This is a genomic window from Sulfitobacter alexandrii, assembly GCF_001886735.1.
In the GTDB taxonomy this organism is placed as follows: Bacteria; Pseudomonadota; Alphaproteobacteria; order Rhodobacterales; family Rhodobacteraceae; genus Sulfitobacter; species Sulfitobacter alexandrii.
In genome coordinates, this window is record NZ_CP018076.1 from 212915 (window position 1) to 229273 (window position 16359).

Annotated in this window: 19 protein-coding genes; 14 read left to right on the top strand and 5 right to left on the bottom strand. The window is 64.4% G+C overall.

Features of this window, described 5'->3' with window-relative positions; genetic code table 11:
* Nucleotides 1-66 precede the first annotated feature (66 nt).
* From BOO69_RS01045 to BOO69_RS01075, 7 genes are all read left to right on the top strand, one after another.
* Nucleotides 67-1803 (top strand): type I secretion system permease/ATPase, encoded by a 1737-nt coding sequence (locus BOO69_RS01045; protein WP_071969510.1) that lies wholly within the window; start codon nucleotides 67-69, stop codon nucleotides 1801-1803.
* Nucleotides 1800-3110: an HlyD family type I secretion periplasmic adaptor subunit gene (locus BOO69_RS01050; RefSeq protein WP_071969512.1), complete on the top strand. Its 1311-nt coding sequence runs from the start codon at nucleotides 1800-1802 to the stop codon at nucleotides 3108-3110. Before BOO69_RS01045 ends, BOO69_RS01050 begins: the two co-directional genes overlap by 4 nt.
* A gap of 71 nt (nucleotides 3111-3181) precedes the next feature.
* Nucleotides 3182-3640 (top strand): RidA family protein, encoded by a 459-nt coding sequence (locus BOO69_RS01055; protein ID WP_071969514.1) that lies wholly within the window; start codon nucleotides 3182-3184, stop codon nucleotides 3638-3640.
* Complete coding sequence (locus BOO69_RS01060) at nucleotides 3637-4398, top strand: glycerophosphodiester phosphodiesterase family protein (protein ID WP_071969516.1); 762 nt, start codon at nucleotides 3637-3639, stop codon at nucleotides 4396-4398. Before BOO69_RS01055 ends, BOO69_RS01060 begins: the two co-directional genes overlap by 4 nt.
* Nucleotides 4399-4443: 45 nt before the next feature.
* Nucleotides 4444-5631 carry a GNAT family N-acetyltransferase gene (locus BOO69_RS01065; RefSeq protein WP_071969518.1) on the top strand — a complete coding sequence of 396 codons (1188 nt, stop codon included), beginning with the start codon at nucleotides 4444-4446 and terminating at the stop codon, nucleotides 5629-5631.
* Nucleotides 5628-5936 (top strand): 4a-hydroxytetrahydrobiopterin dehydratase, encoded by a 309-nt coding sequence (locus BOO69_RS01070; protein ID WP_071969520.1) that lies wholly within the window; start codon nucleotides 5628-5630, stop codon nucleotides 5934-5936. The genes BOO69_RS01065 and BOO69_RS01070 overlap by 4 nt, the downstream gene beginning before the upstream one ends.
* On the top strand, nucleotides 5936-6790 hold the full coding sequence (locus BOO69_RS01075) for a mechanosensitive ion channel family protein (RefSeq protein ID WP_071969522.1): 855 nt from the start codon (nucleotides 5936-5938) through the stop codon (nucleotides 6788-6790). The genes BOO69_RS01070 and BOO69_RS01075 overlap by 1 nt, the downstream gene beginning before the upstream one ends.
* A 54-nt stretch (nucleotides 6791-6844) precedes the next feature.
* On the opposite strand, the gene BOO69_RS01080 is transcribed toward BOO69_RS01075, so the two are convergent.
* Nucleotides 6845-7333 carry a peroxiredoxin gene (locus BOO69_RS01080; protein ID WP_071969524.1) on the bottom strand — a complete coding sequence of 163 codons (489 nt, stop codon included), beginning with the start codon at nucleotides 7331-7333 and terminating at the stop codon, nucleotides 6845-6847.
* A gap of 89 nt (nucleotides 7334-7422) precedes the next feature.
* Here BOO69_RS01080 and BOO69_RS01085 point away from each other — a divergent pair, with 89 nt between their 5' ends.
* Together BOO69_RS01085 and rsmD are read left to right on the top strand one after the other, a co-directional pair.
* The gene (locus BOO69_RS01085; RefSeq protein ID WP_071969525.1) at nucleotides 7423-8631 is read left to right on the top strand and encodes an NAD(P)/FAD-dependent oxidoreductase; all 1209 of its coding nucleotides are present in this window, start codon (nucleotides 7423-7425) and stop codon (nucleotides 8629-8631) included.
* Entirely contained in the window at nucleotides 8628-9182 is a 555-nt protein-coding gene (rsmD, locus tag BOO69_RS01090) for a 16S rRNA (guanine(966)-N(2))-methyltransferase RsmD (protein WP_071969526.1), read from the top strand. The genes BOO69_RS01085 and rsmD overlap by 4 nt, the downstream gene beginning before the upstream one ends.
* Before the next feature lie 2 nt (nucleotides 9183-9184).
* Here rsmD and BOO69_RS01095 read toward each other — a convergent pair whose 3' ends face one another.
* Complete coding sequence (locus BOO69_RS01095; RefSeq protein WP_071969528.1) at nucleotides 9185-10393, bottom strand: aminotransferase-like domain-containing protein; 1209 nt, start codon at nucleotides 10391-10393, stop codon at nucleotides 9185-9187.
* Between the two features lie 123 nt (nucleotides 10394-10516).
* On the opposite strand from BOO69_RS01095, the gene BOO69_RS01100 reads away from it, so the two are divergent.
* A complete protein-coding gene (locus tag BOO69_RS01100; RefSeq protein ID WP_071969530.1) occupies nucleotides 10517-10702 on the top strand; it encodes a hypothetical protein in 186 nt (61 codons plus the stop codon).
* Between the two features lie 26 nt (nucleotides 10703-10728).
* On the opposite strand, the gene map is transcribed toward BOO69_RS01100, so the two are convergent.
* Nucleotides 10729-11556: a type I methionyl aminopeptidase gene (map, locus tag BOO69_RS01105; RefSeq protein ID WP_071969532.1), complete on the bottom strand. Its 828-nt coding sequence runs from the start codon at nucleotides 11554-11556 to the stop codon at nucleotides 10729-10731.
* Between the two features lie 28 nt (nucleotides 11557-11584).
* Entirely contained in the window at nucleotides 11585-12298 is a 714-nt protein-coding gene (sfsA, locus tag BOO69_RS01110) for a DNA/RNA nuclease SfsA (protein ID WP_071969534.1), read from the bottom strand.
* Nucleotides 12299-12344: 46 nt separating this feature from the next.
* On the opposite strand from sfsA, the gene BOO69_RS01115 reads away from it, so the two are divergent.
* From BOO69_RS01115 to BOO69_RS01130, 4 genes are read left to right on the top strand one after another with little or no spacing between them, the layout of a single operon-like run.
* Nucleotides 12345-13064 (top strand): competence/damage-inducible protein A, encoded by a 720-nt coding sequence (locus BOO69_RS01115; RefSeq protein ID WP_071969536.1) that lies wholly within the window; start codon nucleotides 12345-12347, stop codon nucleotides 13062-13064.
* A complete protein-coding gene (locus BOO69_RS01120) occupies nucleotides 13061-13780 on the top strand; it encodes a GNAT family N-acetyltransferase (protein ID WP_083545417.1) in 720 nt (239 codons plus the stop codon). Before BOO69_RS01115 ends, BOO69_RS01120 begins: the two co-directional genes overlap by 4 nt.
* An 11-nt stretch (nucleotides 13781-13791) precedes the next feature.
* Nucleotides 13792-14361 carry a peroxidase-related enzyme gene (locus BOO69_RS01125; RefSeq protein WP_418361299.1) on the top strand — a complete coding sequence of 190 codons (570 nt, stop codon included), beginning with the start codon at nucleotides 13792-13794 and terminating at the stop codon, nucleotides 14359-14361.
* The gene (locus BOO69_RS01130; protein ID WP_071969538.1) at nucleotides 14358-15284 is read left to right on the top strand and encodes an OmpA family protein; all 927 of its coding nucleotides are present in this window, start codon (nucleotides 14358-14360) and stop codon (nucleotides 15282-15284) included. The genes BOO69_RS01125 and BOO69_RS01130 overlap by 4 nt, the downstream gene beginning before the upstream one ends.
* Nucleotides 15285-15366: 82 nt before the next feature.
* On the opposite strand, the gene BOO69_RS01135 is transcribed toward BOO69_RS01130, so the two are convergent.
* On the bottom strand, nucleotides 15367-16272 hold the full coding sequence (locus BOO69_RS01135) for a LysR family transcriptional regulator (protein WP_071969540.1): 906 nt from the start codon (nucleotides 16270-16272) through the stop codon (nucleotides 15367-15369).
* Nucleotides 16273-16359: the final 87 nt, after the last annotated feature.

Consider the following 16359-nt stretch of genomic DNA (forward strand, 5'->3'; position numbering starts at 1 on the left):
TTGGCGGTCATCCCGGGACCGGGGTGGCAGAGCATTCTTGTTCGGCGTTTTGGCAGAAAGGCGCAGATGCGTGATGAAGTGACCCGACGCGGCCTGGCCGAATTGCGCGCCGTGCGCCGGCGCAGCCGCGGGCTGTACTGGACGGTTGCGTTGTTCAGCCTGTTCGCGAACCTGCTGATGCTCACCGGCCCGATGTACATGCTGCAGGTCTATGACCGGGTGCTCGGCTCGGGTTCCGAGGAAACGCTGATCGCGCTGTCGATCCTCGTGGTGTTCCTCTACGGCGTGATGGGGGTGCTGGACCATACCCGTGGCCGGATCATGGCGCGGGTGGCCGCGCGGTTTCAGGATGCGCTGGATCGTCGCGTCTTTGATGCGGTGGTGCGCAAATCGGCGATCGCGCCCGACGCGCGAACCAGCGCGAACCTATCGGATCTCGAAGCGGTTCAGCGGTTGCTGAGTTCGCCGGTGCTGATGGCCTTCTTCGACATGCCGTGGACGCCGATCTTCTTCGCGGCGATCTTCGTCTTTCATCCCTTGCTGGGCTGGCTGGCAATCTGCGGTGCAGGCGTCCTGATCGTGATCACCGTCGCCAACCAGTTCCTCTCGCGGAACGCGCAGTCGCGTGCGGGGGTGGCGGGGCAGACAGCCGGGTCCATCGCTGACCAGATCCGGACAGAGGCGGAAATGGTGCAGGCCATGGGGATGCGCGACGCGGCCTTCGACAGATGGCAGAAAGCCCGCGGCGAGGCGCTGGAAAGTCAGATCAGGGCGGCCGACGTGGGCGGCACCTTCTCTTCCATGACCAAGACGCTGAGGCTCTTCCTGCAATCGGCCATGCTGGGCCTTGGTGCCTATCTCGTGTTGCAGGGTGAGATGACCGCCGGCGCGATGATCGCTGGCTCCATCCTGCTGGGCCGGGCCCTCGCGCCGGTCGAGATGGCCTTGAACCAGTGGCCCATCGTCCAGCGCGGCCGGGAAGGGTGGCAGAACCTCGCGACCCTTCTGGGGGCGGTGGCACCGGAACCGCCGCGCACGGCGCTCCCCACGCCGGCGGCCAAGCTGGTGGCCAAGAACCTGACGGTGGTGCCGCCGGGCGAACGGCAGGCGTCTCTCAAGTCGATCAATTTCAACGTCGAACCGGGCCAGGCGGTCGGGGTGATCGGCCCCTCCGGCGCGGGCAAGACCACGCTGGCGCGGACCCTGACGGGGGTCTGGCCCCCCGCAGGGGGGTACGTGAGGCTCGACGGGGCGGCGCTGGACCACTACGGCACCGAAACCCTTGGCAGGCACATCGGTTACCTGCCCCAGCGGGTGCAGCTGTTCGACGGGACCATCGCCGAGAACATCGCCCGCCTGTCGCCGCAGCCTGACGATGCCAAGGTCGTCGCGGCGGCCAAGAAGGCGGCCGCGCACGAGATGATCCTGGAACTGCCCAAGGGCTATGACACGATGGTCAGCGCCGGTCAGGTCCGGCTGTCCGGCGGACAGATGCAGCGGATCGGACTGGCCCGGGCGCTCTACGACGAGCCGGTGATCCTTGTGCTGGACGAACCCAACTCCAACCTCGACAACATCGGGTCGCAGGCCTTGAACCACGCGATCCGGTCGATGAAGGCCGATGGCCGGTCGGTCCTGATCATGGCGCACCGTCCCGCCGCGATCCAGGAATGTGATACCCTGCTGGTGCTGGATGGCGGCATGCGGATGGCGTTCGGCCCCAAGGACGAGGTGCTGGCCGGCATGGTCAAGAACGCCCGCGCGATCCAGTCGGCCCCCGCCGATGCCGGGGGTGTCACATGAGCCGGTCCTCCCCGAACCGCTGGTCCGCCACCGGCCCCGTCATTTTCGGTTTCGTGGGCCTTCTGGTGCTTGTCGGCGGTTTCGGCACGTGGGCGATGACATCGCAGATTGCCGGTGCGGTCGTCGCCTCTGGCCGGATCGAGGTCGATCGCAACCGGCAGATCGTGCAGCACGAGAACGGCGGCGTGGTGGCCGAGATCGTCGTGGACGAGGGTGACACCGTCGTCGCGGGTGACCTGCTGCTGCAACTCGATGGGCAACAACTGGCCTCGCAGCTCGCCATCGTCGAGGGCCAGCTGTACGAGTTGATGGCCCGTCGCGGCCGCTTCGAGGCGGAGCGCGACGAGACCGAGCAGATCTCCTACGAGGAAGAACTGGTCGAGGCCGGTGCGCGTGATCCCGAGATCGCGGAACTGATGGAGGGGCAGCAGAACCTGTTCACCGCCCGCCGCGCCTCCGTCGCCCGGGAGATCGAGCAGCTGGGCAAAAGGCGCGACCAGATCGGGGCCCAGATCAAGGGCGTCACCGCGCAGGAACAAGCGCTGGAAGAGCAGCTTGACCTGATCGAACAGGAATTGGCCAACCAGCAATCGCTGCTGGACCGCGGGCTTGCGCAGGCCACGACGGTGCTGAACCTGCAGCGGGAAAAGGCCCGGCTGACGGGACAGATCGGTGAACTTGCGGCCACCCGCGCGCAGTCGGAGGAACGGATCACCGAGATCGAGATCGAGATCCTGAAACTGGGCACCGCCGGACGGGAGGAGGCGATCACCCGTCTGCGCGACCTGCGCTACCGCGAGCTGGAGCTGGTCCAGCAGCGCCGTGCCCTGCTGAACGAGATCGACCGCCTGTCGGTGCGCGCACCCGTCTCGGGCATCATCTACGGTCTTCAGGTCCAGACTCCCCGATCCGTGGTGCGGGCTGCCGAACCTTTGATGTTCCTTGTGCCGCAGGACAGACCTCTGGTCATCGCGGCACGGGTGCTGCCGATCCATATCGACCAGATCGCGGTGGGCCAGCAGGTCAACCTGCGCCTTTCCGCATTGGATCAGCGCACGACGCCGGAACTGGTGGGGCAGGTCATGCAGATCTCGGCGGATTCCATCGAGGACGAGATCACGGGCAATTCTTATTTCCGGGCAGAGATCGCGCTGAACCCCGGAGAGATGGAAAAACTGCCCGAAGGCACCATCCTTTTGCCGGGCATGCCGGTGGAAGCGTTCATCCGTACCGGCGATCGCTCTCCGATGGCGTATCTCGTCAAACCCGTGGCGGATTATTTCGCGCGCGCCTTCCGGGAAAGTTGATCGGGGGGCTTCCGGTTTCCGCGACGCGGCGCTACCGTTCGCAAAAGCAGCATGACGGAAAGGAACGCTTCATGGGTATCGCAGATCGTCTGTCCGACCTCGGGGTTACCTTGCCCGACGCGCCCGCACCGGCGGCAAACTATGTGCCCTTCGTTCAGGTCGGGAACACGGTCTATGTCTCGGGTCAGATTTCCAACGGGCCGGATGGTTTCATCACCGGCAAGCTGGGGGCCGACATGGACGTGGCCCAGGGGGCGGAGGCCGCGAAGTCCTGCGCGATCAGCCTTCTTGCCCAGGTCAAGGCGGCCTGCGGCGGCGACATCGACCGGCTGGTCCGGGTGGTCAAGCTGACCGGGTTCGTCAATTCCACGCAGGATTTCACGGACCAGCCCAAGGTCATCAACGGCGCGTCCGACTTCCTCGTCGAGGCGTTGGGCGATGCGGGCCGCCATGCCCGGTCCGCGGTCTCTGCCCCGTCGCTCCCGCTTGGGGTCGCGGTCGAGATCGAAGGCATCTTCGAAATCAAATGAGCCTGCCGCGCGCCTTTCATGTCACGCCGCTGGCCCACCGGGGGCTGCACGACGTGAACGCGGGCCGGCCGGAGAACAGCCGCGCGGCCGTGCGGGCGGCCATCGACGCGGGTTACGGGATCGAGATCGATGTCCAGCTGACATCGGACAATGCGGCGATGGTGTTTCACGACTACGCGCTGGAGCGGCTGACCGTGGCCACGGGCCCCGTCCGGCTGCGCACCGCCCGGGCCCTTGCCGACACCCGGCTCAAGGGAGGGGACGAAGGCATACCGCCCCTTTCCGAAGTGCTCGATCTGGTGGCGGGGCAGGTGCCGCTGCTGATCGAACTCAAGGATCAGGACGGCGGCATGGGGCCGGACATCGGGCCGCTGGAAGCAGCGGTCGCCGAGGCGCTGGCAGGGTACGCAGGCCCGGTCGCCGTCATGTCCTTCAACCCGCATTCGGTCGCGCGGATGGCCGAGCTGCTGCCCGACGTGCCGCGCGGGATCGTGACCAGCGCCTATCGCTACGAGGACTGGCCCCTGCCGCGCGCCACCTGCGACCTGCTGCGCGAGGTGCCCGACTTCGACCGGGTCGGGGCCGCTTTCATCAGTCACGAGGTCGACGACCTTGCCCGGCCGCGGGTTGACGAGATAAAGCGCGCCGGCGCGATGATCTGCTGCTGGACAATTCGCGACGCCGCGCAGGAAGCGCAGGCGCGCCGGGTGGCGGACAATATCACTTTCGAAGGTTACACGCCCGTCATTCCCGCTTGATCCTGCCTTCGCCAAGACCAGATATGGGTCAGGCAGGAAAGTGGCATGAGCAAACAGGAAATTGAAATCAGGGTGGTTCCGCACCTGTCCGAGATTGGGCAGTCCGAGTGGGACGCCTGCGCCTGCCCCGAGGCTGCGGATGGCTGTGCGCCCCATGACCCTTTCACGACCTATCGCTTTCTCTCCGCCCTCGAGGAAAGCGGAAGTGTCGGACCGGGGACCGGGTGGCAGCCTCAGTACCTGACGGCCTCCGTCGAAGGGCAGGTGATCGCGGTTGCGCCGCTTTATGCCAAGTCGCATTCGCAGGGCGAGTATATTTTTGATCACAGCTGGGCTCATGCCTACGAGCGTGCCGGCGGGCGTTATTATCCCAAGCTGCAGATCGCGGTCCCGCACACACCCGCGACCGGACGCCGGTTCCTGACCCGGCCGGGGTTCGAGGAAACGGGGCTGGCCGCCCTGGTGCAGGGCGCGGTGCAACTGACGGACAACAACGGCCTCTCATCGCTGCATGTCACCTTCTGCACGGCGGCAGAGGCGACCGCGGCCGAGGACCTGGGCCTGATGGTGCGCAAGACGCAGCAGTTCCACTGGCGCAATCGGGGCTATGACGATTTCGACGCCTTCCTCGCGAGCCTCAATTCGCGCAAGCGCAAGAACCTGCGCAAGGAGCGTGCACAGGCGCAGGGGTTCGGGGGGACGATCCGGACGTTTTCGGGCGATGACCTCAGGCCGGAGCACTGGGACGCCTTCTGGCAGTTCTACCAGGACACCGGCGCACGCAAATGGGGGACGCCATATCTCACGCGCCGGTTCTTCGACATTGCCCAGGACACCTTGCGGGATGACATGGCGCTGGTGCTGGCCGAACGGGACGGCAGGTGGGTCGCCGGGGCGCTGAACTTTGTCGGGCGCGAGGCGCTTTTCGGCCGCTACTGGGGATGTATCGAACATCACCCCTGCCTGCATTTCGAACTGTGTTATTACCAGGCCATCGACATCGCCATCGCACGCGGGCTGCGCACGGTCGAGGCCGGTGCGCAGGGGGAACACAAGCTGGCGCGCGGCTACCTGCCGACCCCGACGTGGTCGCTGCACTGGATGCGAGATCCGGGTTTCGCCCGCGCCGTGGAGGACTACCTTCACGCGGAACGCAACGCCGTGGACGAGGAGATCGAGATCCTGACCGACTACGGCCCTTTCAAGCAAGTTCAGATAGAGGAACAGGAATGACCGAGAAACTGAGTGAAGAGACCCGCCGCACGGTGCTGAAACCGCTGCTGGAAAGCGGTTGGAAGCTGACCGAAGATCGCGACGCGATGCACAAGACGTTCGAGTTCGAGAATTTCGTCGAAGCATTCGGTTGGATGACACGGGTGGCAATCTGGGCGGAAAAGTGGGATCACCACCCGGAATGGGACAATGTTTACAAGACGGTGAATGTCACGCTCACCACGCATGACGCGGATGGACTGACCACCCTGGACGCGAAACTGGCCCGCAAGATGGATGGATTGTACGGAACCGAGAAAGACTGATGGAACAAGAGCTGACGAATTTTTTGAACACCGAAATCTGGAATGGCCGTAGCATCTCGGACGTCCTGACACTGGAATTCCTTGCCAGCACGGCCGGCTCGATCCTCGGCGCCGTCGTGATCCTGCTGCTGGGCTGGATCATTTCCAGCTGGTTGCAGAGCCGGGTTCAGAAGCTGGGCAAGAGCAGTCGCCACCTCGACGACATGCTGTTCGAATTTCTGGCGTCGATTGTGCGCTATGTCGTGCTGGGCTTCACGATCCTTTTCGTCCTCAATACCTTTGGTGTGCAGACGACATCGGTGGTGGCCGTCATCGGTGCCGCCGGTCTGGCGATCGGTCTTGCGTTGCAGGGCACCTTGTCGAACGTGGCCGCCGGCGTGATGCTGATCCTGTTCCGGCCCATCAAGATCGGCGATTTCGTCGAGGTGGCCGGCAAGATGGGTACGGTAAAGCAGATCAACCTGAACTTTACCGAACTTGCAGACCTCACCAACGTCCACGTGATCGTGCCGAACTCCGAAGTCTGGGGCAACGTCATCGACAATTATTCGGTCAATCCAACGCGCCGGGCGGAATGGACTTTCGGCGTCGGCTACGGGGCCAACCTCAAGGACGCCGAGACGATCATCCGGGATACCATCATGGCCGATTCACGCGCGATGGAAGAACCCGCGCCGTTCATACAGGTGACCAACCTGAACGACAGTTCGGTGGATTTTCTCGTGCGCGTCTGGTGCAGCGCCGGAGACTACTTCGCCTTCAAGGCCGACATGACCCGGAACGTCAAGGAAGCGCTGGACGCTGGTGGCGTCGATATTCCCTTCCCGACACGAACGATCGTTCAGGCGGGCTGAAACCGGCCTCTTTCAAGCGGTGCCGGGCGCATGTCATGCGCCCGGCGCGATGTATTACATGCTTGCCAGCAGGCCTTCACCTCCGGAAACGTCGCAGACGCCGGGGTTCTCCTCGGGTTGGAACAGCGTGACCTTGCCATCCTCCACCAGCATGGCATAGCGCTTGGACCGGGCGACCAGCCCGGCGGGCGGCGCGTCGAAGTCCATGCCGATCGCCTTGGTGAACTCTGACGACGCATCGGCCAGCATGGTGATCCCCGCTTCGGTCGCGCCGGTCGCTTCGCCCCAGGCCTTCATCACGAAGGGATCATTGCAGGATACGCAGATGATCTCGTCCACGCCCTTGGCGTCGAACTGGTCCTTGGTACGCACGAAGCTCGGCACGTGGGCGGAGTGGCAGGTGGGCGTGAATGCGCCCGGCACGGCAAAGACCACGACCTTGCGGCCCTTGACCTTGTCGGCCATCTGCACCGGCTGAGGGCCTTCCGCCCCCATCTGTACCAGGGTCGCGTCGGGCAGGGTGTCTCCGGTTGAGATTGTCATCGGCTAAGCCTTTCATGGGATTGTGTTCGATCAACGCAAACATATAGGTTTCGCCCAACGGTGCGAGCAGAATATTCGGAGGAAAAGCTATGAAACACGTGGTGGTCGTAGGCGCGGGGCAAGCCGGGTCATCCTGTGTGGCAAAGCTGCGCAACAGCGGATTCGAAGGTGAAATCACGCTCATCGGTGCCGAATCCGTGCCTCCCTACCAGCGCCCGCCGCTGAGCAAGGCCTACCTGATGGGAGAGATGACGCTCGAACGGCTCTACCTGCGGCCCGAAGCATTCTATGCCGACAACAAGATCACCCTGCGGATGCAATCGGAAGTCGAAAGCATCGATACCGCGGCGCAAACCCTGACGGTCGCGGGCGAGACGATTTCATACGACGAACTGGTGCTCACCACCGGTTCGACGCCCAACCGCCTTCCGGACGCCATCGGCGGCAATCTCGACGGCGTGTTCGTCGTGCGCGACCTGTCGGACGTGGACACGATGGCGCCCCGTTTCAAGAAAGGGGCGAAGGTGCTTATCGTCGGCGGCGGCTACATCGGTCTGGAGGCCGCATCCGTCGCGGCCAAGCTGGGGCTGGAGGTCGTGCTGGTCGAGATGGCCGACCGCATCCTGAAGCGTGTCGCGGCCCCGGAAACCTCGGATTTCTTCCGCAACCTGCACCGGGGGCACGGCGTCGACATTCGCGAAGGTGTCGGGCTCGACCGGCTGCTGGGCGACGACGCGGTGGCTGGCGCAAGGCTCACGGACGGCACCGAAATCGCGGCGGATTTCGTGATCGTCGGTGTCGGCATCCGGCCCGGCATCGCCCTTGCCGAAGCCGCGGGTATCGAGATCGACAACGGGATCAAGGTGGATGCACGCGGCCGCACATCGGTCCCGCATGTCTGGGCGGCAGGCGACTGCACGTCTTTCCCCTATCGTGGCGAACGTATCCGTCTCGAATCCGTGCCAAACGCGATCGAGCAGGCCGAAGCCGTGGCGGAAAACATCATGGGTGCCGACAAGGATTACCTGGCCAAGCCCTGGTTCTGGTCAGATCAATACGACGTGAAACTGCAGATCGCGGGCCTGAATACCGGTTACGATCAGGTCGTGACCCGGCGCGCGGGCGAAAATTCGGTCGGGTTCTGGTACTACCGCGGCGACGAGCTCGTCGCTGTCGACGCCATGAACGATCCGCGTGGATACATGGTCGGCAAGCGCCTGATCGAGGCGGGAAAATCCCCCGAACCCGCGGCCATCGCAGACCCGTCCACGGACCTGAAGGCGCTGCTGAAAGCGTGAGGATCATCGCGGGCAAATTCCGGGGAACGGCGCTCGCGGCCTTGGGAAAGGGGGATGCGGCGGCGCATCTGCGGCCCACGTCCGACAGGGTTCGCGAAAGCCTTTTTTCCATGCTGACGCACCGGAACGTGGTTCACGGCGCCCGCGTCCTCGACCTTTTCGCCGGGACCGGGGCGCTCGGGCTGGAGGCGCTGTCGCGCGGCGCGCGGGAGGTCTGCTTCGTCGAAAACGGCCGTGTCGCCCAGCGACTGATATCGGAAAATATCCGCAAGCTGCGGGTCGAACGCGAAGTGACCCTGTTGCGGAACGACGCGACCCGGCTGGGCGCCTGGCCACACGCGGCTTTCGACCTGGTCTTTCTCGATCCGCCTTATGGCAAGGGCATGGGCCAATCCGCGCTGAGCGCGGCCGGCGCGCACGGGTGGCTGACACCGGGGGCGACCGTGGTCTGGGAGGAGAGCACCCCGATGCAGCCACCCGAAGGCTTCACGCCACTGGACAGTCGCCGGTTCGGCGATACCCACGTCACGTTGTTGCAGTTCGCCGGTTGATCTCAGAACGCGCGGATCGCCGCTGCCAGCCGCCGGACGCCCTCTTCGATCTTGGCGTCATCCGCAAGCGAGAAGCTGAGGCGCAGGGTATTCGCGCCTGATCGGTCAGCGAAGAATGCCTGGCCGGGAACGAAGGCGACCCGCTGGCTTTCCAGCGAGGTTCGCAGCAGGTCGGCGCCGTCCATGTGCTTGGGCAGGGTAATCCAGACGAACATGCCACCTTCGGGCCTGGTCCAGGTCACGCCGTCGGGCATATGCGTTTCGAGCGCCGCCAACATCGCATCACGCCGCGCCGCATAGGTGCGGCGCAGCCCGGCAGTATGGTCCGCGAACACGCTGCGGGCCACCGTGTTGATGGCCATCTGGTTGATGGTCGAAGAGTGCAGGTCCGCGGCCTGCTTCATCAGCACCAGCCGTCCTATCACCTCTGAGGCACCGCAGATCCAACCGACTCTCAGTCCCGGCGCCAGCGACTTGGAAAAGCTGCCGCAGTACAGCGTCCTGCAGTTCTCGATGCTGCCTTTTCGCGCGATCTCCAGCGCCAGCATCGGCGGGATCGGTGTGCCATCGTAACGCAGCACCTGGTAAGCCGAGTCCTCGATGACCGCGATGTCCAGCTCATCGGCCAGTGTCAGGATGCCCTCGCGCGAGGCCCGGTCCAGCGTCTCTCCGGTCGGGTTGGCGAAATCGACCGAGGCGTAGGCGAATTTCACCCTGCCGCCGTTGGCGTGCGCGGCCTCGGCGTAATCCGCTGCGCTGCGGTTGCCGCGCGGCGCGAGCCGGTCGTAGTGCGGCTCGTAGGCGTTGAAGGCACCCAGCGCCCCGAGATAGGTCGGCCAGCCCACCAGGGCCGTGTCCCCCGGTGACAGCAGAAGCTTGCCGAGGTAGTCCAGCGCCTGCTGCGACCCGGACGTGATCAGCACGTTCTCACGGGTACAGGGAATGTCCAGCGCCTCCATCTGCGTGACGATCCAGTCGCGCAGGGGCGCGTAGCCTTCGGAGACGGAATATTGCAGCGCGGCGCTGGCATTGGCCGGGGACAGCGCATCCGCCAGCGCGTCCTGAAACGCGCCCGTCGGAAATAGCGCGGGGTCGGGGATGCCACCGGCAAAGGAGATGATGTCGGGCTGGTCCAGCAGTTTGAGCAACTCGCGGATCTCGCTGGCTTTCATGCGGTCCATCCGGGTGGCGAAAATCTGATGCCAGTCCATGGCGGCTCCTCCGTTTTTCGGAACGTAATCACGAAAGCGAATCTATGGCAATGGTGCTTACCTATAGGACCGGGTCGGACTTATGCGCTGCACGACGCGGCTTTTCGTGCTACGATGTCACGCATGACGAATGCCGCCGATTTTGGATCGCTGCCATGGCGCAGCCGGGACCGCGAAAGGGAGATCGCCCTTCCGAAGCCCGAGCCTTTCGGCGCGCCGGTGCTGATGTGCGACGCGATCACCCCGCTGGCAGGGGAAACCGTGCTGTCCCTTTTGTGGAAAAGGTTCGACAGACCCGAGGACCGTTAAGCGCGCGGCCCGTCCGGTGCGTTATGTCAGGTGTCGTAGGTCGGGTGAAAACGGTTTGCGGGCGACAGCGTGAAGATCTCCACGCCGGTATCGGTCACGCCGACGGAATGTTCGAACTGCGCCGAAAGGGACTTGTCGCGGGTGACAGCCGTCCAGTCGTCCGACAATGTCTTGGTCTCGGCCCGGCCGAGGTTCACCATCGGTTCGATGGTGAAGAACATGCCGGGTTCCAGAACGGCCCCGGTGCCGGGCCGCCCGTAATGCAGCACGTTGGGTGGCGCGTGGAACACGCGGCCAAGGCCATGACCGCAGAAGTCGGTGACGACGGACATGCGCTGCGCTTCGACGAAGGTCTGGATCGTGTGGCCGATGTCCCCGAAGGTGTTTCCGGGCTTCACCGCCTCGATGCCGCGCATCAGGCTGTCATGGGTCACGTCGATCAGGCGCTCCGCCTTCCGGGGCAGCTTGCCGGCAACGTACATGCGCGACGTATCTCCGAACCAGCCGTCCACGATCACGGTGACGTCGATGTTCAGGATGTCGCCGTCCTTCAGCTTCTTGTCGCCGGGAATACCGTGGCAGACCACGTGATTCACGCTGATGCAGGAGGCGTGCTGGTACCCCTTGTACCCAATCGTCGCGGATTTCGCGCCCGCCGCCGTGACCTTCTCCTCGATCAGGCGGTCGATTTCCCCGGTGGTCTGACCCACGACCACGTGTTCCGCGATTTCGTCGAGGATCGTCGCGGCCAGCCGGCCAGCCGCGTGCATTCCCGCAAAATCGGACGGGTCGTAGATGCGGATGCCGTCCTTGGTTACGCGGCCACGGTGCTGTTCGTTCACCGGCTTCTCCATGAATTCACCATATCGTTCAGGCGGATGTTTAGCGCGGGGTGCCCTGCAATGCCAGAGGGGCGGCCAAAGTGACGCATTCAGGTGTTATATGGGTGCCCAGACAGCGGGTTTCCACCCCGGCGTCGGTTGCCGCCGCATGTGCCTCCGCATAGGCGGGATCGATGTCGCGGGCCATGGCGACAGAGGTGCAGTCGGTTCGTTGAACGAGATAGAGCAGAACGGCGCGATGTCCCGCCTGTGCCATCCGCATCAGGTCGCGCAGGTGGCGCGCGCCCCGAGCGGTCACGCTGTCGGGAAACTCGGCCAGTCCGGGTGCACGGCAGAGGGTCACCGATTTCACTTCGACATAGCAATCGGGCCGGTCCGACCCGGACAGGAGAAAATCGACGCGGGATTTCTCGGCATAGCGCACTTCGGCCCGCACCGTGTCGTACCCCCTCAGCGCCGCGATCTCGCCGGCCTCGAGCGCCGACCCGATCAGCCGGTTCGGCAGGGCGGTATCGACGCCCGTTAAATGGCCGTTCTCGTGATCCACGAGGCGCCAGCCGAACTTGAGCTTCTTCCTGGGGTCGTCGTTGGGTTCCAGCCACACCAGCGTGCCGGGTTCGGCCAGCCCCATCATCGAGCCGGGGTTGGCACAATGCGCCGTCACCTCGCGCCCGTCCGACAGCCTGCAATCGGCGAGGAACCTCTTGTATCGGCGGATCAGCCGGGCGGGAACAAGTTGGGTTTGAAAGCGCATGGGCCGCGGCCTATACCGAACGTCGGAATGCCTCAAGGAGAACCCGATGCCAAATCCTACCGCCGCCATGATTGTCATCGGAGACGAAATTCTGTCGGGCCGCACCCGTGACAGCAACATGCACCACCTCGCAGGCAAGCTGGCGGAGGTGGGGATCGATCTGAAGGAAGCCCGCATGATCAGCGACGATCGGGACGCGATCATCGACGCCGTGCGGGAGCTGTCGCGGCGCCACGATCACGTCTTTACCAGCGGCGGTATCGGCCCCACGCACGATGACATCACCGCCGACAGCATCGCCGCTGCGTTCGATCGCAGCATCGACGTCCGGAAAGATGCCCGCGCGCTGCTTGTCGCGCACTATGCCAAAACCGGCACCGAGCTCAATCCGTCACGCCTGCGGATGGCGCGTATCCCGGAAGGTGCCGAACTGATCGAAAACCCGGTTTCCGCCGCGCCGGGTTTCCGGGTGGAAAACGTCCATGTCATGGCCGGTGTACCCAGCGTTTTTCACGCAATGGTCGCCTCCGTCCTGCCCGGACTGACCGGAGGCGCGCCGCTGTACAGCAAGACGCTGCGCATCGACCGGGGCGAAGGGGATATCGCCGAACCTCTGGGCACCTTGGCCAAGGCCTATCCGGCGCTGTCCATGGGATCGTATCCCTTTCAGAAAGACGGCCGATACGGGGCGCACGTGGTGATCCGGGGCAGTGACGCCGCCGCCGTGGACGCGGCGCTGGCGGAACTGCAGGTGGCATTTTCGTGAGTATTGCAGCCACACGGCTTTACGAGGTCTGCGACCGGACATGGCCGGCCGCGCGTCGCTTCGAACACGGTACGTGGACACTCCGCGAGGGTCAGGGCGGCGGCAAACGCGTGTCGGCTGCGACCGCGAGCGGCCCCGTGGACAGTGCCGATATCGATCTCGCGGAACAGGAGATGCGTGCGCTGGGTCAGACGCCGTTGTTCATGATCCGCGAGGGCGATGAGGCGCTCGACGCCTTGCTGGAGGCACGCGGCTACGACATCGTCGATCCGGTCGTCATGTATACCATCCCGACCGATCGGCTGACCGACCGGCCGATCCCACGTGTGACGGCCTTCGAGATCTGGGAGCCGCTGGCGATCATGCGCGAGATCTGGGCGCAAGGCGGTGTCGGTCCCGCGCGGATCGCGGTGATGGAACGGGCCGCTGAAAAGACGGCGATCCTCTCGCGCTGGAAGGAAAAGCCGGGTGGCGTCGCCTTTGCCGCCCTGCACGACAGGATCTGCATGGTCCACGCCGTCGAAGTGCTGCCGCACCAGCGCCGCCAGGGCGTGGCCGGTTGGATGATGCGGCGGGCGGCCTTCTGGGCGCAGGCGAGGGGCGCAACCCATCTTGCGGTTCTCTGCGTGGAACAGAATGCGGCGGCGAATGCGCTGTACCAGGCTATGGGCTTCACCGAACAGGGGCGCTACCATTATCGACAAATTCCGACCTAGAGGAGACCTTCGTGACCGACGATTCCCCCACCGCCCTTGATCTGCCGATGGTCGATCCGCTGCCCGAACCGACGCAAAAGTATTTCGATGTCTGCATGGACAAGCTGGGCATGATCCCCAACGTCCTGCGGGCCTATGCGTTTGACATCGACAAGCTGAACGCCTTCACCGCCATGTACAACGACCTGATGCTGGGGGACAGCGCGCTCAGCAAGCTCGAGCGCGAAATGATCGCGGTGGCCGTGTCTTCGGTGAACAAATGCTACTATTGCCTCGTGGCCCACGGGGCGGCGGTGCGCCAGTTGTCAGGCGATCCGCAACTGGGCGAGGCTCTCGTGATGAATTACAAGGTCGCCAAGATCGACGCGCGGCAGATGGCGATGCTGGATTTCGCGGTCAAGCTGACCCGCGAAAGTGCCGCGGTGGTCGAAGCCGACCGCGAGGCCCTTCGACAGCACGGCTTCACGGATCGCGACATCTTCGACATCGCCAGTGTCGCGGGCTTTTTCAACATGACCAACCGGGTGGCAAGCGGCACCGACATGCGGCCCAACACCGAATATCACGCACAGGCCAGATGATCCTGCGGGCGCTGGTTCTGGGGTGCGTGCTGGCCACACCCGCGGCCGCGTTGGACCTGTTGCTTCCCGCCGCCGCGCGGCTCACGGCGGAACGCAACACCGGGCCCGACAGGTACTCCGCACCGGCCGGTGTCTTTCGCAACGGTCAGGTGGTCACCCTTGAAGTCGAGGGGCAGGTGCGCCGCGCGGCGTGGCGGTTGAGCCAGCAGGGGCTGACCCCCCTGCAACTGATCCGCCCCCTCCGCCGCCAGCTTGTGGATGCCGGGTTCGAAATCCTGCTGGACTGCGCCGCGGAAAGCTGCGGCGGTTTCGATTTCCGGTTCGCGACCGAAACGCTGCCGGGCCCCAACATGTACGTGAACATCCGCGCCTACCATTTCATCACCGCTGTCCGGCCTTCCGTGACGGCGCCACAGGAAGTCCTGACGATCCTCGCGAGTACGGCCGCCAATTCGGCTTTCATCCAGGTGATCCAGGCCGGCGAAGTGACCGAGAACCAGGTGGTGACAGAGGCACCGGTGCCGATCTCTCCGGCGACCCAGGTAGAGGGTGGGATCGGCACCCGACTGATACAGCAGGGGCACGCGGTGCTACGCGATCTCGAATTCGAGACCGGCGCCTCGGAACTGAGCGACGGCAGCTACGAGTCCCTGCGGAGCCTTGCGGAAGTGCTGGAAGCCCGCCCCGATCTGCGAATTGCCCTGGTCGGTCATACGGACACGGTCGGCGCGCTGGAGGGCAACATCACCCTCAGTCGGCGGCGGGCGCAGTCCGTGCGCCAGCGCATGATCGACAGTTACGGTATCGACGGCACCCGTATGGAGGCCGACGGCATGGGATACCTCGCCCCGATTGCCAGCAACCTCGAAGCGGCAGGGCGCGAAGAGAACCGCCGGGTCGAGGTGGTCGTTCTGGCGGAATGACGGGCACGAAAAGACCCCGGTACCTGAAAGGCACCGGGGGAAGGTCACCGAGGGAGGTTGGTGATCTCGAAGCAGGCAGGCCCTACCAGTCGTTCGGGCCCTTGTCGGCAAAGGCATGAACCAGGAAGTCGATGAAGGCGCGCACCTTGGGCTGGGTGAAACGGCCCGGCGGATAGACCGCGTAGATGCCCTGGGTTTCCAGCGGAAGATCGGGGATCGCGTCTTCGATCAAACCCTTTTCCATCGCGTCCGCATAAAGGAAGCTGGGCAGGTAGGCGATACCGAGGCCCGAGATCGCGGCGTTCAGCAGGCTTTGTCCATCGTTTACGGACAGCCATCCAGCCGTGCGGACCTGGCGCTTCTCACCCGACGGGGCGGTCAGCTTCCACACGTTGCCGCTTGACTGGTTGGAGTAGTGCAGCAGCTTGTGATCGTTCAGGTCGTCGATCTTTTCGGGGCGGCCGTAAAGCTCGAAGTACTTCGGGCTCGCGATCATGCGCTTCGTGGTTTCGGTCAGCTTGCGGGCGCGCAGGGTACTGTCTTCCAGTTCGCCGATACGCACGGCCATGTCAAAGCCTTCGCTGATCAGTTCCACGTACCGGTTGTTGAGAACCATGTTCACGGTGATGTCCGGGAAATCCTTCAGGAAATCGGAAAGCGCCGGCGACAGGTGGTTCACGCCAAAGTCGGTGGCCACGGAAATGCGCAGGAGGCCCGAAGGTGCGGATTGCATGGAGGTGACCAGCGCGTCCGCTTCGCCCGCGTCGTTCAGCACCCGGCGGGCCCGGTCGTAGTAGGCGAGGCCGATTTCCGTGGGCGACACGCGGCGGGTCGTGCGATTCAGCAGGCGCGCGCCCAGCCGGGCTTCCAGCGAGGACACGTGTTTGGAAACCGCGGACTTGGAAATGCCCATCTTCTTGGCGGCATCGGTAAACCCACCCTGATCCACCACGGTGGCGAATGCTTCCATCTCTGTTAGGCGGTCCATGCGGGTCCCTCGTCAACTTTGTGTTTCGAGGTCCGGATATGATCTTCAAATTAGGCGAGATCGCGGCAGGGATTGGACAGTTGCAAG